Source organism: Brevundimonas vesicularis, assembly GCF_014204545.1.
GTDB classification, from domain to species: Bacteria; Pseudomonadota; Alphaproteobacteria; order Caulobacterales; family Caulobacteraceae; genus Brevundimonas; species Brevundimonas vesicularis_B.
The window spans coordinates 719,431-745,950 of record NZ_JACHLJ010000001.1 but is presented as its reverse complement, the minus strand read 5'-3'; the positions used below and the strand labels follow the sequence as shown (position 1 = coordinate 745,950).

The window sequence follows — 26,520 nt, the reverse complement described above, 5'->3', positions numbered from 1 at the left end:
GTGTAGACTTAGCCTCAACGTCACATCGACGATCACGGCATGAGCGACCTGATCGCCAATATCGTCGGCTCGGCGGCTGCGATCTGCTCGATCACCAGCTTCGCGCCTCAAGCGGTCAAGATCTGGAAGGAGCGCGACGCGTCATCGGTCAGCCTGAAGACCTATTCTCTGACCGTGACCTGTTTTGTGTTGTGGGTCGTCTATGGCGTCATGACGCAGGCCTGGCCTGTCACGGTCGCCAACGCGTGCGCCCTCGTGATGGCGTCCGGCGTGCTGGCGATGAAATGGCGGTTCCGCGACGGCGATCCGGAGAAGTGATCAGACCTTTCCCCGACGTGATCTTGGCGCCCCCGCCGATGCGGGCTAACCCGTAGTTCATAACGTCCAACAGGGAGACGCCCCCAATGCCCGATCTCGCACAAGTCACCGAACACATCCGCGGCGCCGTCGGCGACAACTCCGGCCTCGGCAAGACCGTCAAGCTCGACCTCGGCGAGGAGGGCAAGATCTACATCGACGGCGCCTCCACGCCGAACACGGTGACGAACGAGGACAAGCCCGCCGACGCCACCGTCTCGATGAAGTGGGATGACTTCATGGCGCTGTCGGATGGCAAGCTGGACCCGATGATGGCCTTCATGCAAGGCAAGCTGAAGATCGCCGGCGACATGATGATCGCCCAGAAGCTGGCGCCGCTGCTGAAGCGTTGATGCCAGTCTGAACGACCAGTTATGGCGGCGCGGCTCCTGATCAGGGGCCGCGCCGTTTTCGTATCGAGCGCTCGATAGAAGCGCGAACGGGAAAGAGGAAACGACATGGACTTCAAACATTCCGACCGCGCCCTGGATTGGCACGCCCGAGTCCGTCGCTTCCTGGACGAGCAGGTCATCCCGCGCGAAGCCGAATATTTCGCCCAGGTGCGCGAGGATTCGAACCGTCAGCCGCCGGTCATGGAGACGATGAAGGCAGCCGCGAAGGAAGCCGGACTGTGGAATATGTTCCTGCCCGGCGAACACGGGGCGGGTCTGACCAATCTGGAATACGCGCCGCTGGCCGAGATGATGGGGCGGCATCTGTGGTCGGCCGAGGTGTTCAACTGCAACGCCCCCGACACCGGCAATATGGAGGTGCTCCATATGTACGGGAACGCCGAACAGCAGGCGCGCTGGCTGAAGCCCCTGATGGCCGGCGAAATCCGTTCGGCCTTCCTGATGACCGAGCCTGAGGTCGCCTCGTCCGACGCCACCAACATCCAGACCCGGATTGAGCGGGACGGCGATCACTATGTCATTAACGGCCGCAAGTGGTGGTCGACCAATATGGGCCATCCGAATCTGGCCGTGACCATCGTCATGGGCAAGACCGACCCTGACGCCGCATCCCACGCCCAGCAGTCGCAGATCATCGTGCCGGCCGACACGCCGGGATTCCGCGTCGAGCGGATGCTGTCGGTGTTCGGCTATGACGAAAAGCCGATCGGCCATGCCGAGGTCGTGCTGGAGAACGTCCGTGTGCCGGTCGAGAACCTGATCGCGGGCGAGGGCAGGGGCTTCGAGATCGCTCAGGGGCGGCTTGGCCCGGGCCGCATTCACCACTGCATGCGCACCATCGGTGCGGCCGAGCGGGCGCTGGAGCTGATGGTGACGCGGCTGCTGAACCGAACCGCGTTCAAGAAACAGTTGGCCGAGCATTCGGTCTGGGAACAGCGCGTGGCGGAGGCGCGCACCAACATCGAGATGTGCCGTCTTTTGGTGCTGAAGGCCGCCTGGATGATGGATCAGGCGGGGGCCAAGAACGCCCGCTCCGAGATCGCCCAGATCAAGGTCGCTGCGCCGAGGATGGCCTTGCAGATCATCGACGACGCCATTCAGGCGTTCGGCGGCGCCGGTGTGTCAGGCGACACGCCCTTGGCCGAACTCTACGCCGGTGTCCGCACCCTGCGCATCGCCGACGGCCCGGACGAGGTCCACAATCGCACTATCGCGCGCTTGGAATACGCCAAACATGGCGGGCGGCCGATGCGCTGATGGGCGATCCCGAACGGCAAGTCCCTAGGAACCTTGGCTTTGTTGGTGCGTTTGATCGGTACTGACAAGGCGCTGGGGCTGGTGTCGGACGGAACAGCTGACATGAATGCGCGCTCCGAACCCGACCCGCGGGTTGCGTCAGACGTGGCGCGGTTCAAGGCTGTTCGCGCAGGCATGATCGATCTGGCTGAAGGTCTGTCTGCCGAGGATCTGTCAGTTCAGTCGATGGCGGATTGCAGCCCAGGGAAATGGCATCTGGCGCACACCAGCTGGTTTTTCGAGGCGATGATCCTGTCGTCCGATCCCGACTACCATCCTGTCGATCCGCGTTTTCAGCAGCTGTTCAACTCCTACTATGAGGCCCTGGGCGAGCGGGTCAGGCGGGATCAGCGCGGGCTGATGACCCGGCCGTCCGTCGATGAGGTTCTGGCGTATCGGCGCGAGATCGACCGCCGGATGGTCGCCTGGCTGGCGCAGGGCGAGACCAGCGGCCATCAACGTTATCTGTTTGAGCTGGGCCTGCACCACGACCAGCAGCATCAGGAGCTTTTCCTGATGGATATGCTGAACCTGATGTCGCGCTCTCCGCTCGATCCCGCCGCCTATGAGATCGAGCCCAGGAGCGATACGCTTCAAGATACGCACGGTGGAACGGTGGCGTTCGACGGCGGGCTGGTGACGATTGGCCATGACCAATCGGGCTTCGCCTTCGACAATGAGGGGCCTGCGCACCGTGTCTGGCTGGAGCCGTTTGCTCTGGCTGCGGATCTGGTGACGAACGGCGACTGGATCGCCTTCATCCAGGATGGCGGCTATTCGCGTTCCGACCTATGGCTGTCGGATGGTTGGGCGACGGTCAAGGCCGAGGGCTGGGCCGCGCCGCTGTACTGGCGTCAGGTGGATGGCGACTGGACCGTGATGGGTCTGACGGGGCGCATTCCTGTCGATCCTGCCGCGCCGGTTCGCCACATCAGCTTTTACGAGGCCGACGCCTACGCCCATTGGGCCGGCAAGCGGCTGCCGTCCGAGGCGGAATGGGAACATGCCGCCGCCACTTCGCCTGATGCGTTCTCGAACCTGGCTGGCGAAGTGTGGCAGTGGACGTCCAGCGCCTATGCCCCCTATCCCGGGTTCCAGCCGACGCCGGGCACCGCCGCCGAATACAACGGCAAGTTCATGGCCAATCAGATGGTGCTGCGGGGCGGGTCGTTCGCCACGCCGCCGGGCCATGACCGCATCACCTATCGCAACTTCTTCTATCCCCAACAGAGGTGGGCCTTCATGGGTTTGAGACTGGCTGAAGATCGGACCGTGGCTCAAGACGCCGCCGCGGACGACGCCCAAACCGCCGCCTTTCGAAAGGATATGATCGAAGGGCTGTCGCGCGCGCAAAAGGCGGTGCCGCCGAAGTGGTTCTATGACGCGGACGGGTCACGTCTGTTCGAAGACATCACCGTGCTGCCCGAATACTATCCGACCAGGCAGGAAATGGCGCTGTTGCGCGATCGCGCAGCGGAGTTGACGGCCGACTTCGGCCCTGACGCCGTGCTGGTCGAGTTCGGATCCGGCGCCAGCGAGAAAACGCGGATTTTGTTGGACGCCGCCACCGACCTCGGCGCCTACGTCCCCCTCGACATCAGCGAGAGCGCCCTGACGGACGCCGCCATGCGCGTCCGCACTGATTATCCGAAGCTACTCGTGCAGCCGGTTCTGGGGGATTTCGAGCATTTGGCGCCGCTGCCTGACGACCTGCCGTCGGGGCGTCGGATCGGCTTCTTCCCCGGCTCGACCATCGGCAATCTGCAACCGGATGAGGCCGAAGCCTTCCTGGCGGCGGCGCGTCGGATGCTGGGCGAGGGGGCGTTGTTCATTCTGGGCGTCGATCTGGTCAAAGACCCTGCGATCCTGGTCGCCGCCTATGACGACAGCCAGGGCGTGACGGCGGCTTTCAATCGCAATGTTCTGGTCCGCGCCAACCATGAGTTGGATGCTGATTTCGACGTGGACGCCTTTGTTCACCGCGCCGTGTGGAACCCGGACGCCTCGCGCATGGAAATGCATCTGCAGGCGATTGCGCCGACCGCCGCGCACATCGGAGAGCGGACATTCCGCTTCATGACCGGCGAGACGATCCACACCGAAAGCTCGCGCAAGTTCACGGCTGAATCGATTCAGGCCATGGCGGCCGCCTCCGGCTGGACGGTCGTCCGCATCGATACCTCTCCGGCGCCGAGCGTGGCCTTGGCGGTCCTGCGCGCCTGAGACGAGTGCGCGTCTGATCGCGGACAAGAAAAAGGGCGGCGCATCGATCGATGGGCCGCCCTGTTTGTATCTAGTCTTGCCGACTACTGCCCTTCGGCTGCGTCCGCATCTTTCTTGGTTCCGTGCGACGCTTCGCCACCCTTGCGGCCGGCCTGTGCGGCGAGGCTGCGGTCTTGGGAGAAGCTGCGTTTTTCACTGGGGACGCTGGCGCCCCCTTTGCGCGCGATTTCGCGCTGACGTTCGGGATCCATGGAGGCGAAACCTCGCTTGGAAACGCCGGAGGGTCGTGTGGGTTGGCTGTCCATCGTGTTCCTTTCAGTGCTGCCGTTGCGCTTGCTGAGTGAACCCAGTGACTCGGTGACGGTTCCGTCGGGAACTCCGTTTTACTGTCGCGATCCTCAAGCGCTCGTGAGTTTGACTTTACCCAGCGCCGTAAGGCCGCGAATCACCTTCACCGCCACCATCCGGTTCCATTGGCGGAACTTCGTCGGGGGTGTCTGATGGCTGTATTTCCGGTTGCTGCGCCGGTTCAGGCTGGATCTCGGGTTGCGGCGCGGTCGGGGTGGGTTCGATATAGGTCATAGGCGGCTCCTTGTGCGCTCAACCAACGCACCGTGGTGGCCCGCGTTCAAAAAGGAACCATGGGTCGCAACGCCGGTTTGTTCAGCGAACCACGGAGATTGACATGACCAACACCCCAATCAGCGCGACATCACCCGACGACATCGTCCTGGAGGACGATGATCTGACCCAACGTCTGGATCGACAGGCGGACGCCATTCTCGCCGAGGGCGAGAGCCGCAGCTTTGGCAAGACCACCTCTGTCCGTCAGGCCGTCAGAGAAGATGCGGGCCTGGTGCGCGAGAAGATTTCCGGTCGCGTCCATCGCGTGCAGGAAGACATTCAGGACAATCCGATGAAGGCGACGCTCTACGCATTGGGCATCGGCGTAATCATCGGCATGATCCTGCGCCGATAAGCCACACGATCAGTTGGCTTAGGCAGGCCCCGACGGCGCACGCTGGATCGGGGCCTGTCGCATTGCGGCGTCAGACACGAACGGATTGGTCCGTCGCTCTTCACCAAAGGTGGAGATCGGCCCGTGGCCCGGCACGAAGGTGACGTCGTCGCCCAGCGGCCAGAGCTTTTCGATCACCGAGCGGATTAGGGCGGCCGGATCGCTCATCGGGAAGTCGGTGCGACCGACCGAACCCTTGAACAGAACGTCGCCGACCTGAGCGAATCGGGCCGCGCGATTGAAGAAGATGACGTGCCCGGGCGTATGGCCGGGGCAATGGCGCACGTCCCAAGTCGTTTCTCCCAACGATACCGTATCGCCATCCTCCAGCCAGCGATCGGGCTTGAAGGGGCGAGCGTCGGGCAGGCCGTACATCCGGCCGCTCTCTACGATTCGGTCGATCCAGAACTGGTCGGCCTTCTGAGGGCCGGTGATCTGGACGCCAGTCTTTTCCTGCAACTCGGCCGCACCGCCCGCGTGATCCAGATGGCCGTGGGTGATCCAGATCTGATCCAGCGTCAGGCCGCGCCGCGTGACCTCGCCCAGCACCGCATCGACCGAACCGCCCGGATCGATCACCGCGGCCTTGTTGGTAGCGGTGCACCAGACGGTCGTGCAGTTCTGTTGAAGGGGGGTGACGGGCGTGACGAAGACGCCGATGGGGGAGGCGGGTTGGCTCATTTCATCAACATAGCCACGCCGAGGCCGCGAAACCACCGGCTCTGACCACGCCCGCGTTGACCTTTCGGGCCCTTCTCGACATAAGGGCGGGCTTCGAGGCGCCGCTCCACACGGGGCGGCCTTCTTGCTTTATCCATTCCGCGCCGGCCGTCTCGATGGCTCATGCGCCCCAGAGCGTCAGAATCCCGACCATGCAAGTCGTCGAAAAGTCGAACGAAGGCCTCAGCCGCGTGATCGCGGTCACCATTCCCGTCGCGGAGCTGAACGAAAAGCTCGAAGCCCGCGTCAAGGAAGTCGCCCCGCAGGTGAAGCTGAAGGGCTTCCGCCCGGGCAAGGTGCCGGTCGCCCACGTCAAGAAGACCTTCGGCCGTGAGTTCATGGGCGAGATCATCAACGCCGAGCTGAACGAAACCAGCCAGAAGGCGCTCGACGAAGCCAAGATCCGTCCGGCCGCGCCGGCCGAGATGAAGCTGACCTCGGACATGGACAAGGTCATCGCCGGTCAGGAAGACCTGGCCTACGAAATGTCGCTGGAAATCATGCCGGACTTCGAGCCGGTCGATCCCAAGACCCTGAAGCTGGAACGTCCGACCTATGAAGCGTCGGACGCCGATCTGGACGAGGCCCTGACGGAACTGGCCGGTCAGGCCAAGACCTACGAAGACAAGAAGGGCAAGACCGTCAAGGCCGCCGAGGGCGACCAGCTGACGATCGACTTCCTGGGCAAGCTGGACGGCGAGCCGTTCGAAGGCGGCGCCGCCGAGGACGCGGACCTGGTGATCGGCTCGGGCCGCTTTATCCCCGGTTTCGAAGAGCAGCTGACGGGTGCCAAGGTCGGCGAAGAGAAGACCATCGAGGTCACCTTCCCCGAGAACTATCAAGCCGCCCATCTGGCCGGCAAGAAGGCCACCTTCGACATCAAGGTGAAGGCCATCAAGGCGGAAGCCGAATCCAAGATCGACGACGATTTCGCCACCCGCATCGGTCTGGAGTCGCTGGACAAGCTGAAGGAACTGCTGAAGTCCAACCTGGACCAGCAGTACGCCGGCGCCGCCCGTTTCAAGCTGAAGCGCGCTCTGCTGGACCAACTGGATGAGGCCCACGACTTCCCGCTGCCGCCGAAGATGGTGGACGCCGAGTTCGACGGCATCTGGCAGCAGGTCGAGGCCGACAAGACCGCTGGTCGTCTGCCGGAAGAAGACGCCGCCAAGTCGGACGAAGATCTGAAAGCTGAATACCGCAAGATCGCCGAACGCCGCGTGCGTCTGGGCCTGGTGCTGGCCGAAATCGGTCGCGCCAACAACGTCCAGGTCACCGACCAGGAACTGAACGCTGCCATCCTGCAGGAAGCGCGCAATTATCCGGGCCAAGAGCAGGCCGTGCTGAACTTCTACCGCCAGAACCCCAACGCCGCCGCCCAGATGCGCGCGCCCATCTACGAAGAGAAGGTCGTCGACCTGATCGTGGGCGTCGCCGACGTGACCGACAAGCCGATCACCAAGGAAGAGCTGCTGAAGGAAGACGAAGACGAGGGCTGATTTTTCGCCCGATTACACGACCGTAACTGGCGGTTGTGGTGTCTGGATTGTAAGTCGAATGGGTCCGCAGTGCGGGCCCATTTTGCTTTTCAGGTATGCCGTCAATGTCTTTTTCCGCTGTCGCTCTGGCCGCCCTCATCACCACAGGCGCGCAGGCGCAGGATCCGGGACAGCCGCCCCCGACAGATCTGGAGGAGATCACGGTCGAGGGTCAGTCGCCGCGGCAGGCTGCGCGCCAGTTTGTCCAGCGTGTTGCGACCGCGCCCGCCGGTGCGCGGCTTGGGCGTTGGAACACGCCGCTGTGCGTCAGCGTCGCCGGATTGAAGGCGCCCTACGGTCAGATGCTTGCAGATCGCATCGGCGAAATCGCTCATGACCTTGAAATTCGCGTGGGCGAGCCTGGCTGCTCGGCCAATGTGCTCATCATCGCCACGGAAGATGGTCCCAGCGTCGCATCGGCGTTGGTGGAAGGTTGGCGTCGTCGTTTCCGTCCTCCGATCGACAACACGAACATGGGTTTGGCGGCGCTGGAACGGTTCAAAACCAACGATGCGCCAGTGCGATGGTGGCATATTTCCCTGCCGGTCTCAGCAGACACGGGCCAACTGGCGGCCCGTGTCGCGGGTGAAGAGCCGCCTTCGATTGGATCGCGGAACGTCAGCCGCATGAGGTCGCCACTGCGTTACGACCTGAACTCGGCGACCGTCGTCATTGACATGACCAAGGCCGATGGCGTGCTTTTGCCGGCTCTAATGGACTACGCTGCGATGGTCGTCTTGGCTCAGGTCGATCCCCGCGCAGACTATTCCGATCAGCCCACGGTTTTGAACCTGTTCGGCGATCCGCAGAATGTGACCGGCCTCACGGATTGGGATCGCGCCTATCTACAAGCTCTCTATGAAGCGGAGCCGGATCGCGCATCCGCCGCTGCGCAGGAGGCGGCGGTCGCGGAACGACTGCAGAAGGGACGTCGTGCCGCAGCGAACCGGCAAGACGCGCAGCCCGATTGAACCGTGCGTCTTGCGCAGGGTGTCATCGAACGCGATATGCAGCATAACCGGCTGACGACGCTGAATCGTCGCCACTGCATCCGAGAAGGCTAAATGCGCGATCCGATCGAACTGATGAACATGAACCTGGTGCCGATGGTGGTGGAGCAATCCAGCCGCGGCGAGCGCTCCTTCGACATCTTCTCGCGTCTGCTGCGCGAGCGGATCATCTTCCTGACAGGACCGTTCGAGGACGGTATGGCGTCGCTGATCTGCGCCCAGCTGTTGTTCCTTGAATCGGAAAACCCGAAGAAGGAAATCAGCATGTATATCAACAGCCCCGGCGGTCAGGTGACCTCGGCGCTCGCGATCTACGACACCATGCAATACATCAAGAGCCCGGTTTCGACCGTAGTGATGGGTATGGCGGCCTCGGCCGGCTCATTGATCCTGACGGCGGGCGCTGCTGGCCAGCGCATCGCCCTGCCGAATGCGCGGGTCATGGTGCACCAGCCCTCCGGCGGTTTCCGCGGCCAGGCGTCGGACATCGAACTGCACGCCGCCGACATCCGCTACACCAAGCGTCGTCTGAACGAGATCTACGTCCATCACACCGGCCGCACCTATGAGGAGGTCGAAAAGACGCTGGACCGCGACCACTTCATGTCGGCCGAGGAAGCCAAGGCCTGGGGCATCGTGGACCACGTCTATGATCGCCGCGAGCAGGCCGACGCCGACGGCGTGAAGACGCCCGGCAACTAGGACGGCCGTCGAATGACGAAAGGGCGCGCCCGTTGCGGCGCGCCCTTTTCATTTTGTGCTATCGGAACGGCCATGCAGTTCACACGAGATCAAAGCGGCACGGTCGATGTCGATGGCGAAAGCTACGTCTGGGAGCTTCGTCGCCAACCTCAGCCCAAAGGCGGCAACGTCTGGGAAGGCATGGCCGTCTCCCTTCGTCACGCGGACTTCAAGCGCGAAGCGATCGTGCAGTTTCCGCCGCCGCTTCGGCCCAACGGCCGGCCGGACGTGGAGAAGCAGCGCGTCAATGTCGACGCCGTCCGCACCGCCATCGCCTCGGCGATCGAGGCGGGCTGGGATCCGGCCTCGCGCGGCAAGGCGATGGTGTTCGACGTGGACGCCGACGGCAACTGAGCCTCAGGGCTTTTGCCGAAAGACCCGGAAACCCGGCTGCTGGGCCATCGCCAGCATCTCGGTGTCACCTGAGGTGTCGCCGTAGGCGGCAGTCAGGGTCATGTCGTCGCCATAGGCCGCCTTCAGCCGCCGCACCTTTTCCTTACCGCGACAGTTGGGGCCGCCGAAGTCGCCGGTGATTCGGTCATCCGCATCGAAGACGAACGCGGTGCCCAGCAGGGCCTCGGCCCCCAGCTTGCGCGCGAACGGCGCGACGGTCGTCGTGGGCGACGCGGTCACGATGACGCGGTGCGCGCCTTGTTCGCCCCAGTCGTTCCACGCCTTAAGCGCATCGGGTCGCATGAAGCGGGGCCAGATTTCTTCGGCGAAGGCTGCGGCTTCCGCTTCCAGCGTCTGGCGGTTCACGCCAAGCAGGAATTCCCTGACGGAGGCCGCCTTGATGCGTCCTCTGTCGCGATCCTTGGCGTAAACGGCCAGCGCGGGAGCCAGCTTGACCAAACCCAAGGCCCAGGCGCCCGGACCGGCGCGCCAGCGCAGGAACTCGGTAAAGCTGTCGCGAATCGTCAGCGTGCCGTCGAAATCGAAAGCGACGATCGTGCGTCCATTTGCCGTGGACTGGCGTATTTCCTGCACAATACCCATGTCAGACATTCGCCTTGATCCCCGTCGACACTGATCCATCCACGCACTGCAACAATCCCTTGCCGCCTTCGGGGTTGTTCAGGAACGTGTGATGGGTGATTGTCATTTTTTGAAGACCTTCGCATCCAGAGTGCTGGAATCAATGTGAGGGAAGCGCGTTTCGGGCCATTTCGGTCCGCCCCGCGGGAGTGAGATAAGGGTCTATGACCAAAGCAGCCGGCACCGACGCCAAAAGCACCCTCTACTGCTCGTTCTGCGGAAAGAGCCAGCACGAGGTCCGCAAGCTCATCGCGGGTCCGACCGTCTTCATCTGCGATGAATGCGTCGAACTGTGCATGGACATCATCCGCGAAGAGCACAAGATCGGCTTCAAGAAGACGACCGACGGCGTGCCCACGCCCAAGGAAATCCGCGACGTGCTGGACGACTATGTCATCGGCCAGGCGCACGCCAAGAAGGTGCTCTCGGTCGCCGTCCACAACCACTACAAGCGCCTGAACCACGCGACGAAGAACAACGACGTCGAACTGGCCAAGTCGAACATCATGCTGATCGGTCCGACCGGCTCGGGCAAGACGCTGCTGGCCCAGACGCTGGCGCGGATCATCGACGTGCCCTTCACCATGGCCGACGCCACGACCCTGACCGAGGCCGGCTATGTGGGCGAGGATGTCGAGAACATCATCCTGAAGCTGCTTCAGGCGTCAGACTACAACGTCGAGCGGGCCCAGCGCGGCATCGTCTACATCGACGAAATCGACAAGATTTCGCGCAAGTCGGACAACCCGTCGATCACGCGCGACGTGTCGGGTGAAGGCGTGCAGCAGGCCCTGCTGAAGATCATGGAAGGCACTGTCGCCTCCGTGCCTCCGCAAGGCGGTCGCAAGCATCCGCAGCAGGAGTTCCTGCAGGTCGACACCGCCAACATCCTGTTCATCGTCGGCGGCGCCTTCGCCGGGTTGGAGAAGGTCATCTCGGCGCGCGGGGCAGGCGCCTCGATCGGCTTCGGCGCCCAGGTCAAGGAGATCGACGAACGTCGCACGGGCGACATCCTGAAGGGTGTCGAGCCTGACGACTTGATGCGGTTCGGCCTGATCCCCGAGTTCATCGGTCGTCTGCCTGTTCTGGCGACGTTGGAAGACCTGGACGAGACGGCGCTGGTCACCATTCTGACCGAGCCGAAGAACGCCCTGGTCAAGCAGTACAAGCGTCTGTTCGAGATGGAGAATGTCGAACTGACCTTCACCGACGACGCCCTGATCGCCGTCGCCAAGAAGGCCATCACCCGCAAGACCGGGGCGCGCGGCCTGCGCTCGATCCTGGAAGGCATCCTGCTGGAGACCATGTTCGAACTGCCGACGTTCGAAGGCGTCGAAGAGGTCGTCGTCAACGCCGAGGTCATCGACGGCAAGGCCCAGCCCCTGCTGATCTACTCGGAAGCCTCAAAGAAAAAGGCCGACGGCGCCGCCTGAACTGGCGACAGATGCTGAAATGACGAAGGCCGGAGCGATCTCGCTCCGGCCTTTTTCTTGACTTGAGGCGTCAGGCGGGCTCGGCCAGCATCAGGACATGGCCCGGATGGGCGTCGGCCTCGGCCTTGGCGCAACGGACGGCGCTTTTGGCGTCGGTGAAGACGCCTTCGAACAGGCCGTCGCTTGAGGTGATGCGCCAGCGATCGCCGACAGGCTGGATTGTTAGGGTTTCGACGGCGGCTAGGGAGGCTTGGGTAGTAATCATTGGGTTTGGCGATGTTGGTCGCGGTTCAGGCGGTCGGCCTCGGCCTGAAGTCGGGCGGCGAGACGTTCGGCCGAGATGCGATCGGGCAGGGGGCGGGTGCAGGCGTTGTTGACCGCCACGGCCCAACCGCTGGCGCGAGGCACGACCCGATATCGTCGGGGAGGGGCGGCGCGTGTCACGCCGCCTTCGACATGGCCCTGCATCATCGCGCGCGGTCCTTGCGTATCGGGGCGCCGAATAGGGCGCCGATGAAGGTCATCGCCATCTGAAGGGTTGTCGGCGCCGGGGCGGGACGTTTCAGGGTCTCGGCCAGCAGGTGGGAACGGCTCATGGTCATCTCCTTGGAGCCGCACAAGACGCCCGATCCCCGTAAAGCGGCCATGTCGAAAGCGCCGCCGGGCGTAATGCGGACCTAAAGCGACGTGATCGGAAGGGCTTGTGGCCACGCAGATGTGGGCCATTCCGCGGTCACGCTTGAACCGCGGGTCTTTCAAACCACATACTCATCCGAACGCCGTCGGAATCGACGGGCCGCCATGCGCCGGTCGGGCCTCTTGCCCGGCGGACCCTGGCGGCGGGCCGGAGATGATCAATGGCCCAGGAGTACGCATCATGACTGAACCAAAAATCCTGCCCGTCCTGCCGCTGAGAGACATCGTCGTCTTCCCGCACATGGTCGTGCCGCTCTTCGTCGGGCGCGAGAAGTCGGTGAAGGCGCTGGACGAGATCATGAAGGGCGAAAAGCAGATCCTGCTGGCGACCCAGAAGAACAGCGTCGACGACGACCCATCGCCGGACGCAATCTATCCCATCGGCGTGCTGGCCTCGGTGCTGCAACTGCTGAAACTGCCCGACGGCACGGTCAAGGTGCTGGTCGAGGGCAAGGGTCGCGCGCGCCTGACCCGCTTCACCGACCGTGAGGAATATTTCGAGGCCGAGGCCGTCGAGATCGAGGACGAAGCCGGCGACGCATCGCAGGCCGAGGCCATGCTGCGCGCCGTGGTCGAGCAGTTCGAAAACTATGTGAAGCTGAACAAGAAGGTTCCGCCCGAGGCCCTCAGCTCCATCCCCCAGATCACCGACGCCTCCAAGCTGGCCGACTCTGTCGCCGCACACCTGTCGGTCAAGATCGCCGACAAGCAGGGCCTGCTGGAAACCTTCGACGTGCCCAAGCGGCTGGAGAAGGTCTATGGGCTGATGGAAGGCGAGATCTCGGTCCTCCAGGTCGAGAAGAAGATCCGCTCGCGCGTGAAGCGCCAGATGGAGAAGACCCAGCGCGAATATTATCTGAACGAGCAGATGAAGGCGATCCAGCGCGAGCTGGGCGAGACCGACGACGCGCGCGACGAGATCATGGATCTGGAAAAGCGCATCCGTAAGACGCGACTGTCCAAGGAGGCGCGGACCAAGGCCGAGGCCGAGGTCAAGAAGCTGCGCAACATGAGCCCGATGTCGGCCGAATCGACGGTCGTGCGCAACTATCTCGACTGGTTGCTGTCCGTGCCGTGGGGCAAGGCCAAGCAGAAGCCGATCGACCTGGTCAAGGCCGAGGACATCCTGGAAGAGGATCACTTCGGCCTGGAAAAGGTCAAGGAACGGATCATCGAGTATCTGGCCGTCCAAGCCCGCACCGGCAGCCTGAAGGGTCCGATCCTGTGCCTGGTCGGCCCTCCCGGCGTCGGCAAGACCTCGCTGGCCAAATCCATCGCCAAGGCGACGGGGCGTGAATACGTTCGCATGTCGCTGGGCGGCGTGCGCGACGAGAGCGAGATCCGCGGTCACCGCCGGACCTATATCGGCTCCATGCCCGGCAAGATCATCCAGTCGATGAAGAAGGCCAAGACCACCAACGCCTTCGTCCTGCTGGACGAGATCGACAAGCTGGGATCGGACTGGCGCGGCGATCCGTCGTCGGCCCTGCTGGAGGTGCTGGACCCGGCCCAGAACTCGACCTTCGGCGACCACTATCTGGAGGTGGACTACGACCTGTCCCAGGTGATGTTCGTGACGACCGCGAACAGCCTGAACATGCCGCAGCCGTTGATGGACCGGATGGAGATCATTCGGGTGTCGGGCTACACCGAGGACGAGAAGGTCGAGATCGCCAAGCGCCACGTTCTGCCCAAGCAGCTGGCGGACCACGGTCTGAAAGACGGCGAGCTGATCGTGCCGGAAGACACGATCCGCGATCTGATCCGCTATTACACCCGCGAGGCTGGGGTGCGTTCGCTGGAGCGCGCGCTGGGCGGTCTGGCGCGCAAGGCCGTGCGCGAGATGGCCAAGACGGGCGCCAAGTCGATCACGGTCGATGAGGCCAAGCTGGCCGACTATGCGGGCGTCAAGAAGTTCCGCTACGGCGAGACGGACGAGGAGGATCAGGTCGGCATCGTCACCGGTCTGGCCTGGACCGAGTTCGGCGGCGACATCCTGACCATAGAGGCGATCAAGATGCCGGGCCGCGGGCGCATGACCGTGACCGGCAACCTGAAAGACGTGATGAAGGAGTCGATCTCGGCTGCGGCGTCCTATGTGCGGTCGCGGGCCCTGGCCTTCGGCGTCAAGCCGCCGGTGTTCGAGAAGACTGACATCCACGTCCACGTGCCGGATGGCGCCACGCCCAAGGACGGTCCGTCCGCCGGGGTGGCCATGACGGTGGCGATGGTCTCGGTCCTGACCGGCATTCCGATCCGCAAGGATATCGCCATGACCGGCGAGATCACCCTGCGCGGCCGGGTCACCGCCATCGGCGGCCTGAAGGAGAAGCTGCTCGCGGCCCTGCGCTCCGGCGTCAAGACGGTGCTGATCCCGCAGGAGAACGAGAAGGATCTCGCCGACGTGCCGGACAATGTGAAGTCGGCGCTGGAGATCGTGCCGATCTCTACGGCGGACGAGGCGCTGAAGTGGGCGCTTGTCGGCACCCTGACGCCAGTGGAGTGGGACGAGGCTGCCGAACCCCTGCCGGCCGCGGTCGCCGCTCCGGAAGGACCGGCGGCGGCGGTCAGCCACTAAAGCTGAGTGAACAGCGAGCGCCGCCGGTGATCACACCGGCGGCGTTTTCGTTTTTGACGCAACCGCCGATCTGTCCTTTAGTGATTCGTTCTGGGGGGGACAGATGACCAAGGCGGAACTGATCGGCCGGATGGCCAGCGCGGCGAACATCAGCCGCGACCAAGCGAAAACGGCGCTGGAGGCGTTTACGGACGGCGTGACCGAGTCGCTGACGCGGGGCGCGGATGTGAAGCTGATCGGTTTCGGCAGTTTCATCGCCGTGGACCGCAAGGCTGGCGTTGCGCGCAATCCGCAGACCGGCGCGGCCGTCGCGCGCCCGGCCTCTCGCACCGCGCGCTTTCGCCCGGGAGAAGGTTTGAAAAGCGCCTTGAACGGTTGAGGCGCGACGGGCATAAGCCCGTCTCTGCCCTTGGGGGCGGCTAGCTCAGCTGGTCAGAGCATCTCGTTTACACCGAGAGGGTCGGCGGTTCGAACCCGTCGCCGCCTACCAAACAAAAAGGCCGCCGGATTGCTCCGGCGGCCTTTCGTTGTTTGGATCAAGCTGCGATCAGAAGCGGAAGCTGGCCCGCAGCAGCAGCGAGTAGCGGACGTAGTCTTCCAGCAGCTCCGCGTCGCCGGTCAGCGACAGCATGCCCAGTTCGTTGCCGAAGTTCAGGCGGAAGCCCAGGATCGGCCCGCCGCCTTCGATGGCGTCCGGCGACAGAATGAAGTCCGGGCCGCCGCTGGCGAAGCGAGCGATGGTTTCGCCGGCGTCGACCGAGATGTTCTGACGATAGCCGACGCGCAGTTCGGGACGGATCCAACCGTTGCGGCCGAAGCCATAGCCGACGTTCATCGCCGCCACCGCCGAGAAGATGTGGCTGTCGCGCGAATCGATGTCGAGATCGAAGCCGTCGCCGCCGCCCTTCTCGCTGCGCGAACCTTCCGACAGGCTGAAATACTCGCCGTAGATTTCGGGGCGGATGTTCAGACGGCCGAAGTTTCGCTCATACGAGGCGCCGCCGGCGACCGCCGCCGTCCAGCCGTGCCAGTCGGACTTGTTGTTCAGATAGACGCCCGTGGCGACCAGAGAGCGATCGGCGCTGAAGGAGGCGTAACCGCCAGCCGCACGGGCCCAAGTCGTCCAGTACTGACCCTGAGCACGCCAGTAGAGGCCCAACTCCAGCAGGTTGGCGGACAGGACCTCTTCTGCTTCGGCCTCGGGATCCTTGATGTCGGACGAGGTGAAGGCGGCCGAGATGCCGACGGCGCCCAGGCTGGTGCCCTTTTCGACGCCGCCAGCGACGCCGAAGCCTTCCGAGCGGAAGCCGTAGGAGTCGGTCTTGTCCTTGTCGGCGTAGAAGTTGATCTCCTGCACCCAGGCGCTGGTCTCACCCGGCGCCGCGGCGGCGTTGCGGCCGGTCAGTGCGCGAGTGACCGCGTCCACCCCGGCCGACAGAGACATCAGAGGGCCGCCCGAGTGGTCGGGCAGCATCTGCTCGTAGGCGTCGATGAAGCCGTCGCGCGACGTCTGCGACAGGAACAGATTGCGCAGCGCCTCATTGGATCCCAGCGCGCCATAGACGGCGTCGTAGGCGGACGCCTCGACCGGGATCAGCCCGGCCTCGGAGGCCGTACGGCGACGCGCATCGACATAGACGGTGTTGCCGGCCACGCCGCCCTGCACGACGTAAAGATAGGGCGAGTTGTCCGACAGCAGGGTCTGGTTGATCTGACCCACATTCAGCGTGCCGGCGGTGATGACGTTGAACCGCTCAGGCTGATCGATCAGCGACGAGAAGCGCACGCCCAGGGTAGAGCCGGTCGCCAGGGTCGCGTTGCCGTTGACGTTGAAGCCGCCAGCGCGGTCGTTGGCGGGGTCAAGATTGACCAGCAATGTCCCTTCGGCGCCGATGTTCAGGTTGGAGATCGCCGTGGCGCCGGTCTGGGTCGCGGCCAGTGTGCCCTTGGACACGTTGATGTCCAGCAGGCCGTCGCTGTTGGCGATGGCGCCGGTCACGACCGCGCCGCCGCTAATGTTCAGCCGGTCGGCGCCAGCGCCGAAATCGATGTCGCCGTTGACGACGCCGTTTTCGATATTGAGCGTGTCGGCGCCCGAGCCCAGCTTGATCGCGCCGACGATGGCCGGCTCGTTCGCGTCCGGCACGCCGTCCTTGTCCGTGTCCGTCGCGGTGCTGCCTGCAGCGGCGGCGATGCCGTACTGCCGCAGGGTGACGCCGGTCGTGTTGGCCGAGACGTCGATGGCGGTCACCTTGCCCGTGACCGGATTTGTATCGTCGGTGTTAGGGGTGAGCGAGCCGATGATCGAACCGGCGTTGTTCAGCTGGGTCAGGCTGCCGGACTGGTCACGAATAACGGTGGCCGAACCCTGATTGCCGCCGAAAGAGGCGACCAGATTGCCGGTGTTGGTCAGTGAGCCGACGTTGGCGCCTGCGCCGATCAGAATGCCGGTCGCGCTCTGGGCCTGCTTGCCCGAGGCGACGGCCTGAATGGCGCCCGAGTTGTTGATCGTCGGAGCGGTCACGCCCGAGCCGATCCAGAGACCCGTGGCGTTGGCGTCGACGGCGGTCGATGAGATGCCGCCCTCGTTGCGCACGCCGCCGACGACATTGACGGCCTGGCCGCCGGTCACGCCGAGTTGCACGGCGCGCGACTCCACGCCGGAATAGAGGCCGGAGCCGACAATGGTGCCGCGGTTGATCAAGCCATAGGCCGCATCGCCTGTACCGACGGCGCCGAGGGTCACGGTATTGGTCGTCGAACCGATCAGCAGCGCAGGCGCGCCGCCCAATGACGTGATGGAGGCGGCTGTCTCGCTGGCGTCCGGGATGCCGTCGCCGTCACGGTCCGGATCGTCGCGGTTCTTGATGCCGTCGCCGTCATCGTCCTCGTCGCCGTTCTTGACGCCGTCCTTGTCGTCGTCGCCCTCGATGCCAGCCTCGGAATAGGCGAGCGCCTTGTCCAGCAGCACGCCGCCGGCGACATTGGCGCCGACGCGCACGGCCGGTCCGCCTTGCAGCAGATCGTCGGCGTCGAGTTCGTCGAGGAACAGGGTCGTGGCGTTGTCAAACGTGCCGGTCGTCGGACGCGCGGGCGGCGGGGTGGTGTAGCGATAGCCCGTGGCCACCACGGAGGAATGGATTTTGAGCGCACCGCCGACATCGCCCTCGATGGACACACCCGTCGCATTGGCGCCTAGCGCCGAGATGGAGCCGGCAAGGTCAACGTTGCCGGAAATCGGGCCTGTGGTGCGGATGGCGGCGCTGTCGTTACCGGTCACACGCACCGTGCCCAGGCTCTGAAGCTTGCCGTTCAAGGCGGATTCGACGGACAGGCCGTACGAGTTGTTGCCCTCGACCGCGATCGCGCCCGTGCCCTCGACCAGGATGTTGCCAGTGAAGGGCGAGGCGCCGGTGACCCGTACGCCATAGCGACCGGTTCCGGTGGCGAACGGGCCGTCCAAATCGCCGTCGCCGTCGGTGTCCTTGATGTCCGCTGTCTCCAGCGTATCGTTGACCGTGATCGAGCCGCCGACGATCACCGAGCCGGTGTTGCCCCCGTTGACCAGAAGACCCGTCGAGCCGTCAGCCGACTTGTCCATCGTGATCGAGCTGCCGCTGTCCAGATCGACCGTGTTGTTGCTGTTGAGCGTAACCGCCGCGCCCGAGGCGACGGCGACGCTGCCGCCGCTGGCGATGCGGATGTTGTCGGCGGCGGCGCCGGTCGCATTGGACGTCTGGATCGGCGTGGTCTGGGCGTTCGAGATGACGATCTCGGCCTGGGATCCGGTGGCGACCATCAAGGGGGCGATCGCCACGGCGGTCGCGAGCAAAATACGCATTCGGTAGAAACCCCTGGTGGTCACGCGTCACGTTACGGGAGACCCCTTAGCAGGGTCCGCGCCAGCGTTCCAAGTTTATCGAATTTGAGGCGAATGCAAGGCCGCGAAGGTCCTTAAGTAATCCTGTAATGCGACCCGCGTTCGCTCGTCGATGCCTCATAGGCCGAATGCGGAGGAAATCGCGACGGCGTGCACTTGAGCTTTGCCGCGCCCGGGTTTACGGGCGTCGAACGGTCTTAGAGGCTGCGTCCCGTGGACGCATCCATCGAACCCCTCCGGCGTTCGACAGCCCAGACCAGGCGAGAACACTCCATGAGCATGACAGACCTCGACGTCCAGGAAAGCGAACTCCGACTGATTCCGGGGCTGGACGTGGAAGTCGCCGATACGCTGCGGGCCCTGAAGGCGGCGGCGATGGACGAGCGGCCCCGGCTGGTGGACACCACAATGCTCTATGCGCCGCGCTCGGGCGGGGTGAAGCGCTATATCCTGTCCAAGAAGGCGTGGATCGAGGCCAATCGGCCGGGGGTCAGTCACTCCCTGATCGTGCCCGGCGCCCGTCATAAGGCGAGGGCCGACGGCATCGTGCAACTGCGGGCGACCAAGCTGCCGTTCGGCGACGGCTATCGCTGGCCCAGTTCAGTCAAACGCTGGAGCGCCTGGGTGGCGGCGATGAAGCCGTCAATCATCGAGGCCGGCGACCCTTACACGCCGGGGCAGGGGGCTTTGGAGGCCGGGCAGCGAGTCGGATGCCCGGTCGTCGGTTTCTGCCACTCCGACCCGGCTGGGCTGGCGGCGCTGCACTTCGGTGAATGGGCCAAGAAGCCGGTGGAGAAGCGCTGGGCCAAGCTCTTTTCCCAGTTCGACCGGGTTGTGTCGCCCAGCCGCTTCATCGCGCGGCGTCTGGAGGAGGCCGGTGTGAACAACATCGTCATTCGGCCGCTGGGCGTGGAGATCGACACCTTCCGGCCGGAACGTCGCGACCGCCAGTGGCTGCTGAAACAGCTGGGCCTGGGCGACGACGCGCGCCTGCTGTGCTTCGCCGGTCGTCCAGCCAAGGAAAAGAACGTCGACGTGCTGATCGAGGCGGTTCAGAAGCTAGGCGCGCCCTATCACCTGGTGCTGGTCGGCGCAGGCGCGGGAATGCCGGAAGAGGACCGCGTCATCTCCATGCCCTATGAAAGCGATCCCAGGGCGGTCGCCAAGATCATCGCCAGCTGCGACGCCTTCGTTCATGCCAATGACAAAGAGCCGTTCGGACTGATCGTGTTGGAAGCGATGGCCTGCGGTCGCCCCGTGGTCGGAGTCAATGCGGGCGGGGTCGCCGAAACCGTCGACGAAAGCGTGGGGCAACTGGCCGCCAGCGCGGACGCCGACGACTACGCCCAAGCGGTCGAGGCCCTGTTCGCGCGTGATATTGACGCGATCGGCCGGGCGGCGCGCGAGAAGGCGGTCAGCCGGTTCGCCTGGAACCGCGTCTTCGAGGATCTGTGCATGGTCTATGGCGAGCTGACGGGCGAAGCGGCGTTCGTGAATTCGGATGTTGCCTTGCCGCTGCACTGAGGCGGCGAAGGCCACGACGCGTTCGAATGGCGCGTTTCCGAAAACGGGAGCGCGCCACTTCTTTTATCGATGTCTTGAAAAGAAGTGGCGCGAGTGACGGGGCTCGAACCCGCGACCTCCGGCGTGACAGGCCGGCACTCTAACCAACTGAGCTACACCCGCGTATCAGGTCGAAACTTTTGAGCTGTTTCGAAAGCTTTTTGGGAAGGCGGTGTGCGCCACTCTTCTATTTCTAGAAAGAGTGGCGCGAGTGACGGGGCTCGAACCCGCGACCTCCGGCGTGACAGGCCGGCACTCTAACCAACTGAGCTACACCCGCGTTTCCCGGCCGAAGCGGCTGTGCGCCCCGGCGAGGGGCGTCGTTTAGGCGGGCTGACACATCGCGTCAAGCGACCTTTTCGGAGAAACGCGCCCCTCAACGCGATGGGGCTGTGGACGGTGTGACGATCGCCGCCTGGGGCGGGCTGTGCGGGCCCGCTAAGCCGCCGTCGGCAGGCTCATGGGCCGCCACGGCAGGAGGCGGCGGCTCATAGTGGACGCCGACGCCCGGCCCCAGCGGCAGGTCGAAGGCGACCCAGGCCGCCACCATCGCCAAGCCCGCGACCAGGAAGGCCCCGGCGTAGGGCAGCATGGTCGCCATCAGGGAGCCAAGGCCGAATCGCGGATCCCATCGCTGGGCGAAGGTCAGGATCAGCGGGAAGTAGCTCATCAACGGCGTGGCGATGTTGGTGACGGAATCGCCCATGCGATAGGCGGCGGTCGTCATCTCGGGCGAAATGCCCAGCAGCATGAACATCGGCACCACGATCGGCGCCAGGGCCGACCACTTGGCCGAGGCCGAGCCGATGAACAGGTCGAAGAAGCAGGAGACGAAGACGACGCAGATCAACAGCAGAGGGGCGGGCAGGGCCAGGGTCTTCAGGCCCGCCGCCGCATTCACCGCCAGGATCGGCCCAAGGCCCGACCAGTTGAACATGGCCACGAAATGGGCGGCGAAGAAGGCCAGCACGATATAGGGCGCCAGTTGCGCGATCCCGTCGCGCATCATCGTGACCATGTCGCGGTGCGACTGGATCGTGCCGGCTCCGGCCCCATAGGCGCCGCCGGTGACGAAGAAGGTGATGGCGAAGAAGGCGACCAGGGACTTGTAGAGCGGATTGAACTTCTGCTCCGGGTCCACCTCGGGATCGACGAACGGCGAGCCCGGTATGAAGGTCAGCAGGGCCCAAAGCGCGATCATGCCGAGAAGCGCCAGGCCGGCGAACCTCAGACCACGCTTTTCGGCCGCGGTCAGGGGCTGTTTTTCCGAGGCGTTCGGTGCGGCGACACCCTCTGACGGCTTCCAGACGCCAAGGCGCGGCTCGATCACCCGGTCAGTCAGGAACCAGACGATGGGGGTGAAGACGAAGACGACTCCCACGATGAAGAACCAGTTGCCGGCGATGTTGACCGAATAGGACGGATCGATCAGGCGGGCGGCCGGCTCGGTGATGCCCAGGATCAAGGCGTCGCTGGCGCCGGGGAACAGGTTGCCGGCGTATCCGCCCGACACGGCGGCGAAGCCTGCGGCCAGACCCGCCAGCGGATGGCGGCCCGCAGCGGCGAAGATGACGGCCGCCAGCGGGATGACCACAACATAGGAGGCGTCCGACGCATGATGGGACACCATGCCGGTGATCACAACGACGGGCGTCAGTATGGAACGCGGGGCGTTCAGCAGGGCGCCGCGAATGGCGGTGGCGAACATCCCGGCCCGTTCGGCGACGGACGCGCCATAGATGATGGTGATGACGATGCCTAGGGGCGGGAAGTCCGCCAGGGTGCGCGGCATGCCGATGATCAACTGTTCCAGATTCTCGGCCGACAGCAGGCTCTTGGCGACCAGCTGATCGCCGGTGACTGGATTGACGGCCGACCAGCCCAGGCCGGCGCCGACCATGCTAAGCACGATCAGACCGCCGATCAGCCACAGGAACAGGAAGACGGGATCGGGCAGTCGATTGCCGATCCGTTCGACAGCGTTCAGGGCGCGGCTGGCTAGGCTCATTCGGATGACTTTCGGTTACGCGATCGGCTCGCCAATAGGCCTTTGCAGCCCGGCGGCGCGCAAGCATCGGCCCTGCGACATATGGCGCGCAAAGTTGCGAGCCGTTCTCAATGAAAATCCAATGGCCGCAGGGGTTTGAACGGCGGCGGTCTTGGGTCTAAGAAGCGCCGAATCCCGCCTCTCCCCGGCGGACGAGGTTCTTCGAATGAACGCATTCCTTCTCGAATATCTCCCGGTCCTGGTCTTCGCCGGCGTAGCCGCCTTCATCGGCATTCTTTTCATCGTGCTGCCGCTGCTGCTGGCGCCGAAGAGCCCCGATAGCGAGAAGCTGTCGGCCTATGAGTGCGGCTTCAACGCCTTTGACGATGCCCGGATGAAGTTCGACATCCGCTTCTATCTGGTGTCGATCCTGTTCATTATCTTCGACCTGGAAGTCGCCTTCCTGTTCCCGTGGGCGGTGTCGATGTTCGATTTGTCGCACGCCGGCATGGTGTTCGCCTTCTGGTCGATGATGGTCTTCCTGGGCGTTCTGACCATCGGCTTCATCTACGAATGGAAGAAGGGAGCCCTGGAATGGGAGTAGTCGCCGCTTCCAAGCCCGCAGGCCTGGTGTCCGCATCGGGCGCGCCGCTGGTTCCGGCCGGCGCCAGCGCGCGTTCGACCGTCGAGGGTTATGACCCCAAGGTCCACGACAAGTTCTTCGAGGCCGTGAACATGGAGCTCGGCGAGCGCGGCTATCTGGTCGCCGCCGCCGACGACGTCATCAACTGGGCCCGCACCGGCTCGTTGATGTGGATGACGTTCGGCCTGGCCTGCTGCGCCGTCGAGATGATCCAGATGTCGATGCCGCGCTTCGACGTCGAACGCTTCGGCATGGCGCCGCGCGCCAGCCCGCGTCAGTCGGATCTGATGATCGTCGCCGGCACCCTGACCAACAAGATGGCCCCGGCTATCCGAAAGGTCTACGACCAGATGCCCGATCCGCGCTATGTCGTGTCGATGGGCAGCTGCGCCAACGGCGGCGGCTACTACCACTATAGTTATAGCGTCGTGCGCGGTTGCGACCGCGTGGTGCCGGTGGACGTCTATGTGCCCGGCTGTCCGCCGACGGCCGAGGCGTTGCTCTATGGCCTGCTGCAACTGCAGAAGAAGATCCGTCGCACGGGGACCATCGACCGATGACCTCTCTGGCTGTTCAAGCGCAACACGAAGCCGCGCTGACGCCGCTGGGCGCCGAGATGGTCGGGGCCTTGGGCGTTGAGGCTCAGGTGGCGTTCGGTGAACTGACGCTGGTCGCGCCGCGCGAGCGGATCGTCGAGGTGCTGACGACGCTGCGCGATCAGTTCGGCTTCCAGCAACTGCTCGACCTGTGCGGCGTGGACTATCCGGATCGCAAGGAGCGGTTCGAGGTGGTCTATCACCTGCTGTCGATGACGCGGAACGCGCGCCTGCGGGTCAAGGTCTCGACCGATGAGACCCAGCCGGTGCCGTCGGTCATCTCGGCCTATCCGGCCGCCAACTGGTTCGAGCGTGAAGCCTACGACATGTACGGCATGCTGTTCTCGGGCCACCCGGACATGCGTCGCCTGCTGACGGACTATGGCTTTGAAGGCCATCCGCTGCGCAAGGACTTCCCGATGACGGGCTATGTCGAGGTCCGCTACGACGAGGAACAGCGCCGCGTGGTCTATGAGCCGGTCAAGCTGACCCAAGAGTTCCGCACCTTCGATTTCCTATCGCCCTGGGAGGGCGCCGAATACCCCGCGCCGGTCCTGCCCGGCGACGAGAAGGCGGGAGGCCAGGCGTAATGGCTGACGGAAACCCCACCGTGGCGCCGCTGGGCGTCGATGTGTTCGAGGACGACCTCGACACCCGCACCGCCCATGCGCGCGAGATGGAAGACCGCAAGTTCACCATCAACTTCGGTCCGCAACACCCGGCCGCGCACGGCGTGCTGCGCCTGGTGCTGGAGCTGGACGGCGAGATCGTCGAGCGCGTCGACCCGCACATCGGCCTGCTGCACCGCGGCACCGAAAAGCTGATGGAGGCGCGCACCTATCTTCAGAACGTGCCGTATCTGGACCGGTTGGACTACGTCTCGCCGATGAACCAGGAGCACGCCTTCTGCCTGGCGATCGAGAAGCTGCTGGGCATCGAGGTTCCGTACCGGGCGCAGCTGATCCGCGTCCTTTATTCGGAAATCGGCCGCATCCTGTCGCACATGCTGAACGTGACGACCCAGGCCATGGACGTCGGCGCCCTGACGCCGCCGCTCTGGGGCTTCGAGGAACGCGAAAAGCTGATGGTGTTCTACGAGCGCGCTTGCGGCGCCCGTCTGCACGCCAACTACTTCCGTCCCGGCGGAGTCCACCAGGACCTGCCGATGGACCTGATCGACGACATCGGCCGCTGGTGCCACGAGTTCCCGCCGGCGCTGAAGGACATCGAAAGCCTGGTCACCGAGAACCGCATCTTCAAGCAGCGCAACGTCGACATCGGCGTGGTGTCCAAGCAGCAGGCCCTGGAATGGGGCTTCACCGGCGTGATGCTGCGCGGCTCGAACATCGCCTGGGACCTGCGCAAGTCGCAGCCTTATGAGTGCTATGCCGAGCTCGACTTCGACGTGGTCGTCGGCAAGAACGGCGACTGCTGGGACCGCTATCTGGTGCGCATCGAGGAGATGAAGCAGTCGGTGCGGATCATGGAGCAGTGCATCCACAAGCTGCGCAACTGCCCCGGCGAGCCGGTGATGGTCGAGGACAACAAGATCGTCCCGCCGCGCCGTGGCGAGATGAAGCGCTCGATGGAATCGCTGATTCACCACTTCAAGCTCTACACCGAAGGCTTCAAGACGCCTGAGGGCGAGGTCTACGCCTCGGTCGAGGCGCCCAAGGGCGAGTTCGGCATCTATCTGGTGTCGGACGGCACCAACAAACCCTATCGCGTGAAGATCTCGGCGCCGGGCTTCCGCTCGCTGCAGGCGATGGACTGGATGAATCGCGGCCACCAGCTGGCCGACGTGTCCGCCATCCTGGGCTCGCTCGACATCGTTTTCGGAGAAGTGGACCGATGAGCGTTCGTCGTCTCGCCAAGGAACAGCCCGCCTCGTTCGCCTTCTCGGCCGATACGACCGCCAAGGCCGAATGGTGGATCAAGAAATATCCTGAAGGTCGTCGCCAGTCGGCGGTGATCCCGATCCTGTGGCTGGTGCAAAAGCAGGAAGGCTGGGTGTCCGAACCCGCCATTCGCGCCATCGCCGAGCTGCTGGACATGGCCTACATCCGGGTGCTGGAGGTCGCGACCTTCTACACCATGTTCATGCTGGAGCCGGTCGGCAAGACGGCGCTGATCCAGGTGTGCGGCACCACGCCGTGCATGCTGCGCGGCGCCAATGAGCTGATGCGCGTCTGCAAGGAGAAGATCGGTCCCAAGGATCATCTGTCCGCCGACGGCCGCTTCACCTGGCAGGAAGTCGAGTGCCTGGGCGCCTGCTCCAACGCGCCGATGGCCCAGATCAACGACTACTATTTCGAGGATCTGACGCCCGAGACGATCGGCCGGATCATCGACGACTTCGCCGCCGGCAAGACGCCCGAGCCGGGCTCCTACATCGGTCGCACCAATGCGGCGCCGGAGGGCGGGGCCAAGACCCTGCTCGATGCGACGCTGTATGACGGCTCGGCCGCCAATCCGATCAAGAAGCTGCCGAACAGCGACCCCGCGCCGGTCGAGAAGGCGCCGGCCTGATGTCGCCGCCGGATCTGAACACCGAGGAGGGCCGCGCAGCCTACCGCAAGGAACTGCGCAACGTCGGGCGTCCGCTGCGCGCTGGCGGCCTGGCCATGGTCGTCGGCGCGGCCGTTCTGATCCTGATCTCGCGTCAGGGCGCAGTCGGGCCGTGGGCGGTCAATCTCTCCTACTTCATGCTGGCGGCGGGCTGGGTGATGGTCATCGCGGCCATCTGGATGCGCACGCGCCACCACAAGCGCCGTCTGGCGGAAGGACTCTGAG

Annotated in this window: 28 protein-coding genes and 3 tRNA genes; 20 read left to right on the top strand and 11 right to left on the bottom strand. The window is 64.4% G+C overall.

Annotated elements, in window-relative coordinates:
• Window positions 1–39 precede the first annotated feature (39 nt).
• The 4 genes from HNP47_RS03740 (at window position 40) to egtB (ending at window position 4,289) form a co-directional block, all read left to right on the top strand.
• Window positions 40–318 (top strand): SemiSWEET family sugar transporter, encoded by a 279-nt coding sequence (locus tag HNP47_RS03740; RefSeq protein WP_184278381.1) that lies wholly within the window; start codon window positions 40–42, stop codon window positions 316–318.
• 86 nt (window positions 319–404) lie between these two features.
• Window positions 405–710 carry an SCP2 sterol-binding domain-containing protein gene (locus HNP47_RS03735; protein WP_184278380.1) on the top strand — a complete coding sequence of 102 codons (306 nt, stop codon included), beginning with the start codon at window positions 405–407 and terminating at the stop codon, window positions 708–710.
• Between the two features lie 105 nt (window positions 711–815).
• Entirely contained in the window at window positions 816–2,027 is a 1,212-nt protein-coding gene (locus HNP47_RS03730; protein WP_184278379.1) for an acyl-CoA dehydrogenase family protein, read from the top strand.
• Between the two features lie 102 nt (window positions 2,028–2,129).
• Entirely contained in the window at window positions 2,130–4,289 is a 2,160-nt protein-coding gene (gene egtB / locus HNP47_RS03725) for an ergothioneine biosynthesis protein EgtB (RefSeq protein WP_184279091.1), read from the top strand.
• Window positions 4,290–4,372: 83 nt separating this feature from the next.
• On the opposite strand, the gene HNP47_RS03720 is transcribed toward egtB, so the two are convergent.
• Window positions 4,373–4,594, bottom strand: coding sequence for a general stress protein (locus HNP47_RS03720; protein WP_112861859.1), 222 nt, complete (start codon window positions 4,592–4,594; stop codon window positions 4,373–4,375).
• Window positions 4,595–4,709: 115 nt separating this feature from the next.
• Window positions 4,710–4,871: a hypothetical protein gene (locus HNP47_RS03715; RefSeq protein WP_184278378.1), complete on the bottom strand. Its 162-nt coding sequence runs from the start codon at window positions 4,869–4,871 to the stop codon at window positions 4,710–4,712.
• Window positions 4,872–4,974: 103 nt separating this feature from the next.
• Between HNP47_RS03715 and HNP47_RS03710 the strand changes: the two genes are divergently transcribed.
• A complete protein-coding gene (locus HNP47_RS03710) occupies window positions 4,975–5,268 on the top strand; it encodes a hypothetical protein (protein WP_184278377.1) in 294 nt (97 codons plus the stop codon).
• Between the two features lie 18 nt (window positions 5,269–5,286).
• Here HNP47_RS03710 and HNP47_RS03705 read toward each other — a convergent pair whose 3' ends face one another.
• A complete protein-coding gene (locus tag HNP47_RS03705; RefSeq protein ID WP_221414903.1) occupies window positions 5,287–5,988 on the bottom strand; it encodes an MBL fold metallo-hydrolase in 702 nt (233 codons plus the stop codon).
• A 191-nt stretch (window positions 5,989–6,179) separates the two neighbouring features.
• Here HNP47_RS03705 and tig point away from each other — a divergent pair, with 191 nt between their 5' ends.
• The 4 genes from tig to HNP47_RS03685 all read left to right on the top strand — a co-directional run bounded on the left by tig (window position 6,180) and on the right by HNP47_RS03685 (window position 9,670).
• Window positions 6,180–7,526, top strand: coding sequence for a trigger factor (gene tig / locus HNP47_RS03700; protein WP_082854088.1), 1,347 nt, complete (start codon window positions 6,180–6,182; stop codon window positions 7,524–7,526).
• Between the two features lie 104 nt (window positions 7,527–7,630).
• Window positions 7,631–8,536, top strand: coding sequence for a hypothetical protein (locus HNP47_RS03695; protein WP_184278376.1), 906 nt, complete (start codon window positions 7,631–7,633; stop codon window positions 8,534–8,536).
• Window positions 8,537–8,629: 93 nt separating this feature from the next.
• A complete protein-coding gene (locus tag HNP47_RS03690; protein WP_017506180.1) occupies window positions 8,630–9,277 on the top strand; it encodes an ATP-dependent Clp protease proteolytic subunit in 648 nt (215 codons plus the stop codon).
• Window positions 9,278–9,349: 72 nt separating this feature from the next.
• Window positions 9,350–9,670: a hypothetical protein gene (locus HNP47_RS03685; protein ID WP_066625462.1), complete on the top strand. Its 321-nt coding sequence runs from the start codon at window positions 9,350–9,352 to the stop codon at window positions 9,668–9,670.
• A gap of 3 nt (window positions 9,671–9,673) precedes the next feature.
• Here HNP47_RS03685 and HNP47_RS03680 read toward each other — a convergent pair whose 3' ends face one another.
• Window positions 9,674–10,321 (bottom strand): HAD-IB family hydrolase, encoded by a 648-nt coding sequence (locus HNP47_RS03680; RefSeq protein WP_221414902.1) that lies wholly within the window; start codon window positions 10,319–10,321, stop codon window positions 9,674–9,676.
• 194 nt (window positions 10,322–10,515) lie between these two features.
• Between HNP47_RS03680 and clpX the strand changes: the two genes are divergently transcribed.
• Entirely contained in the window at window positions 10,516–11,784 is a 1,269-nt protein-coding gene (gene clpX / locus HNP47_RS03675; protein ID WP_055755232.1) for an ATP-dependent Clp protease ATP-binding subunit ClpX, read from the top strand.
• Between the two features lie 70 nt (window positions 11,785–11,854).
• Here clpX and HNP47_RS03670 read toward each other — a convergent pair whose 3' ends face one another.
• From HNP47_RS03670 to HNP47_RS16265, 3 genes are read right to left on the bottom strand one after another with little or no spacing between them, the layout of a single operon-like run.
• Window positions 11,855–12,049, bottom strand: coding sequence for a hypothetical protein (locus tag HNP47_RS03670; RefSeq protein WP_184278375.1), 195 nt, complete (start codon window positions 12,047–12,049; stop codon window positions 11,855–11,857).
• Window positions 12,046–12,255: a hypothetical protein gene (locus HNP47_RS03665; RefSeq protein ID WP_184278374.1), complete on the bottom strand. Its 210-nt coding sequence runs from the start codon at window positions 12,253–12,255 to the stop codon at window positions 12,046–12,048. Before HNP47_RS03665 ends, HNP47_RS03670 begins: the two co-directional genes overlap by 4 nt.
• Window positions 12,252–12,380, bottom strand: coding sequence for a hypothetical protein (locus tag HNP47_RS16265; protein ID WP_260394579.1), 129 nt, complete (start codon window positions 12,378–12,380; stop codon window positions 12,252–12,254). The genes HNP47_RS03665 and HNP47_RS16265 overlap by 4 nt, the downstream gene beginning before the upstream one ends.
• 281 nt (window positions 12,381–12,661) lie before the next feature.
• Here HNP47_RS16265 and lon point away from each other — a divergent pair, with 281 nt between their 5' ends.
• The 3 genes from lon to HNP47_RS03650 all read left to right on the top strand — a co-directional run bounded on the left by lon (window position 12,662) and on the right by HNP47_RS03650 (window position 15,548).
• On the top strand, window positions 12,662–15,058 hold the full coding sequence (lon, locus tag HNP47_RS03660) for an endopeptidase La (protein ID WP_184278373.1): 2,397 nt from the start codon (window positions 12,662–12,664) through the stop codon (window positions 15,056–15,058).
• Window positions 15,059–15,161: 103 nt separating this feature from the next.
• Window positions 15,162–15,437 carry an HU family DNA-binding protein gene (locus tag HNP47_RS03655; RefSeq protein ID WP_184278372.1) on the top strand — a complete coding sequence of 92 codons (276 nt, stop codon included), beginning with the start codon at window positions 15,162–15,164 and terminating at the stop codon, window positions 15,435–15,437.
• Window positions 15,438–15,471: 34 nt separating this feature from the next.
• Window positions 15,472–15,548: transfer RNA gene (locus HNP47_RS03650), tRNA-Val, on the top strand.
• A 57-nt stretch (window positions 15,549–15,605) separates the two neighbouring features.
• Here the strand turns inward: HNP47_RS03650 and HNP47_RS03645 are convergent.
• Window positions 15,606–18,899, bottom strand: a complete 3,294-nt coding sequence (locus HNP47_RS03645; RefSeq protein ID WP_184278371.1) for an autotransporter outer membrane beta-barrel domain-containing protein — start codon at window positions 18,897–18,899, stop codon at window positions 15,606–15,608.
• Window positions 18,900–19,211: 312 nt separating this feature from the next.
• On the opposite strand from HNP47_RS03645, the gene HNP47_RS03640 reads away from it, so the two are divergent.
• A complete protein-coding gene (locus tag HNP47_RS03640; protein WP_184278370.1) occupies window positions 19,212–20,462 on the top strand; it encodes a glycosyltransferase in 1,251 nt (416 codons plus the stop codon).
• An 85-nt stretch (window positions 20,463–20,547) separates the two neighbouring features.
• Here HNP47_RS03640 and HNP47_RS03635 read toward each other — a convergent pair.
• The 3 genes from HNP47_RS03635 to HNP47_RS03625 form a co-directional block, all read right to left on the bottom strand.
• Window positions 20,548–20,624, bottom strand: a tRNA-Asp gene (locus HNP47_RS03635).
• 80 nt (window positions 20,625–20,704) lie between these two features.
• Window positions 20,705–20,781, bottom strand: a tRNA-Asp gene (locus HNP47_RS03630).
• A 96-nt stretch (window positions 20,782–20,877) separates the two neighbouring features.
• Window positions 20,878–22,509 (bottom strand): AbgT family transporter, encoded by a 1,632-nt coding sequence (locus HNP47_RS03625; protein ID WP_184278369.1) that lies wholly within the window; start codon window positions 22,507–22,509, stop codon window positions 20,878–20,880.
• 205 nt (window positions 22,510–22,714) lie between these two features.
• Here HNP47_RS03625 and HNP47_RS03620 point away from each other — a divergent pair, with 205 nt between their 5' ends.
• The 6 genes from HNP47_RS03620 (at window position 22,715) to HNP47_RS03595 (ending at window position 26,519) form a co-directional block, all read left to right on the top strand.
• Complete coding sequence (locus HNP47_RS03620; protein WP_017503999.1) at window positions 22,715–23,092, top strand: NADH-quinone oxidoreductase subunit A; 378 nt, start codon at window positions 22,715–22,717, stop codon at window positions 23,090–23,092.
• Window positions 23,062–23,691 carry an NADH-quinone oxidoreductase subunit B family protein gene (locus tag HNP47_RS03615; RefSeq protein WP_184278368.1) on the top strand — a complete coding sequence of 210 codons (630 nt, stop codon included), beginning with the start codon at window positions 23,062–23,064 and terminating at the stop codon, window positions 23,689–23,691. Before HNP47_RS03620 ends, HNP47_RS03615 begins: the two co-directional genes overlap by 31 nt.
• On the top strand, window positions 23,688–24,317 hold the full coding sequence (locus HNP47_RS03610) for an NADH-quinone oxidoreductase subunit C (protein WP_017503997.1): 630 nt from the start codon (window positions 23,688–23,690) through the stop codon (window positions 24,315–24,317). Before HNP47_RS03615 ends, HNP47_RS03610 begins: the two co-directional genes overlap by 4 nt.
• A gap of 86 nt (window positions 24,318–24,403) precedes the next feature.
• Entirely contained in the window at window positions 24,404–25,582 is a 1,179-nt protein-coding gene (locus HNP47_RS03605; protein ID WP_088582886.1) for an NADH-quinone oxidoreductase subunit D, read from the top strand.
• Window positions 25,579–26,256 (top strand): NADH-quinone oxidoreductase subunit NuoE, encoded by a 678-nt coding sequence (gene nuoE, locus HNP47_RS03600; protein WP_184278367.1) that lies wholly within the window; start codon window positions 25,579–25,581, stop codon window positions 26,254–26,256. Before HNP47_RS03605 ends, nuoE begins: the two co-directional genes overlap by 4 nt.
• On the top strand, window positions 26,256–26,519 hold the full coding sequence (locus tag HNP47_RS03595; RefSeq protein ID WP_017503994.1) for a hypothetical protein: 264 nt from the start codon (window positions 26,256–26,258) through the stop codon (window positions 26,517–26,519). Before nuoE ends, HNP47_RS03595 begins: the two co-directional genes overlap by 1 nt.
• The last annotated feature ends 1 nt before the right edge of the window (window position 26,520 follow it).

Coding starts and splice junctions, on each gene's coding strand:
- HNP47_RS03645 (WP_184278371.1), bottom strand. CDS start 18,899: ATGCGTATTTTGCTCGCGACCGCCGTGGCGATCGCCCCCTTGATGGTC.
- HNP47_RS03695 (WP_184278376.1), top strand. CDS start 7,631: ATGTCTTTTTCCGCTGTCGCTCTGGCCGCCCTCATCACCACAGGCGCG.
- nuoE (WP_184278367.1), top strand. CDS start 25,579: ATGAGCGTTCGTCGTCTCGCCAAGGAACAGCCCGCCTCGTTCGCCTTC.
- HNP47_RS03665 (WP_184278374.1), bottom strand. CDS start 12,255: ATGATGCAGGGCCATGTCGAAGGCGGCGTGACACGCGCCGCCCCTCCC.
- HNP47_RS03670 (WP_184278375.1), bottom strand. CDS start 12,049: ATGATTACTACCCAAGCCTCCCTAGCCGCCGTCGAAACCCTAACAATC.
- HNP47_RS03710 (WP_184278377.1), top strand. CDS start 4,975: ATGACCAACACCCCAATCAGCGCGACATCACCCGACGACATCGTCCTG.
- HNP47_RS03605 (WP_088582886.1), top strand. CDS start 24,404: ATGGAAGACCGCAAGTTCACCATCAACTTCGGTCCGCAACACCCGGCC.
- egtB (WP_184279091.1), top strand. CDS start 2,130: ATGAATGCGCGCTCCGAACCCGACCCGCGGGTTGCGTCAGACGTGGCG.
- clpX (WP_055755232.1), top strand. CDS start 10,516: ATGACCAAAGCAGCCGGCACCGACGCCAAAAGCACCCTCTACTGCTCG.
- HNP47_RS03625 (WP_184278369.1), bottom strand. CDS start 22,509: ATGAGCCTAGCCAGCCGCGCCCTGAACGCTGTCGAACGGATCGGCAAT.
- tig (WP_082854088.1), top strand. CDS start 6,180: ATGCAAGTCGTCGAAAAGTCGAACGAAGGCCTCAGCCGCGTGATCGCG.
- HNP47_RS03610 (WP_017503997.1), top strand. CDS start 23,688: ATGACCTCTCTGGCTGTTCAAGCGCAACACGAAGCCGCGCTGACGCCG.
- HNP47_RS03595 (WP_017503994.1), top strand. CDS start 26,256: ATGTCGCCGCCGGATCTGAACACCGAGGAGGGCCGCGCAGCCTACCGC.
- HNP47_RS03740 (WP_184278381.1), top strand. CDS start 40: ATGAGCGACCTGATCGCCAATATCGTCGGCTCGGCGGCTGCGATCTGC.
- HNP47_RS03620 (WP_017503999.1), top strand. CDS start 22,715: ATGAACGCATTCCTTCTCGAATATCTCCCGGTCCTGGTCTTCGCCGGC.
- HNP47_RS16265 (WP_260394579.1), bottom strand. CDS start 12,380: ATGAGCCGTTCCCACCTGCTGGCCGAGACCCTGAAACGTCCCGCCCCG.
- HNP47_RS03685 (WP_066625462.1), top strand. CDS start 9,350: ATGCAGTTCACACGAGATCAAAGCGGCACGGTCGATGTCGATGGCGAA.
- HNP47_RS03640 (WP_184278370.1), top strand. CDS start 19,212: ATGAGCATGACAGACCTCGACGTCCAGGAAAGCGAACTCCGACTGATT.
- lon (WP_184278373.1), top strand. CDS start 12,662: ATGACTGAACCAAAAATCCTGCCCGTCCTGCCGCTGAGAGACATCGTC.
- HNP47_RS03615 (WP_184278368.1), top strand. CDS start 23,062: ATGGAAGAAGGGAGCCCTGGAATGGGAGTAGTCGCCGCTTCCAAGCCC.
- HNP47_RS03730 (WP_184278379.1), top strand. CDS start 816: ATGGACTTCAAACATTCCGACCGCGCCCTGGATTGGCACGCCCGAGTC.
- HNP47_RS03680 (WP_221414902.1), bottom strand. CDS start 10,321: ATGTCTGACATGGGTATTGTGCAGGAAATACGCCAGTCCACGGCAAAT.
- HNP47_RS03735 (WP_184278380.1), top strand. CDS start 405: ATGCCCGATCTCGCACAAGTCACCGAACACATCCGCGGCGCCGTCGGC.
- HNP47_RS03655 (WP_184278372.1), top strand. CDS start 15,162: ATGACCAAGGCGGAACTGATCGGCCGGATGGCCAGCGCGGCGAACATC.
- HNP47_RS03715 (WP_184278378.1), bottom strand. CDS start 4,871: ATGACCTATATCGAACCCACCCCGACCGCGCCGCAACCCGAGATCCAG.
- HNP47_RS03690 (WP_017506180.1), top strand. CDS start 8,630: ATGCGCGATCCGATCGAACTGATGAACATGAACCTGGTGCCGATGGTG.
- HNP47_RS03720 (WP_112861859.1), bottom strand. CDS start 4,594: ATGGACAGCCAACCCACACGACCCTCCGGCGTTTCCAAGCGAGGTTTC.
- HNP47_RS03705 (WP_221414903.1), bottom strand. CDS start 5,988: ATGAGCCAACCCGCCTCCCCCATCGGCGTCTTCGTCACGCCCGTCACC.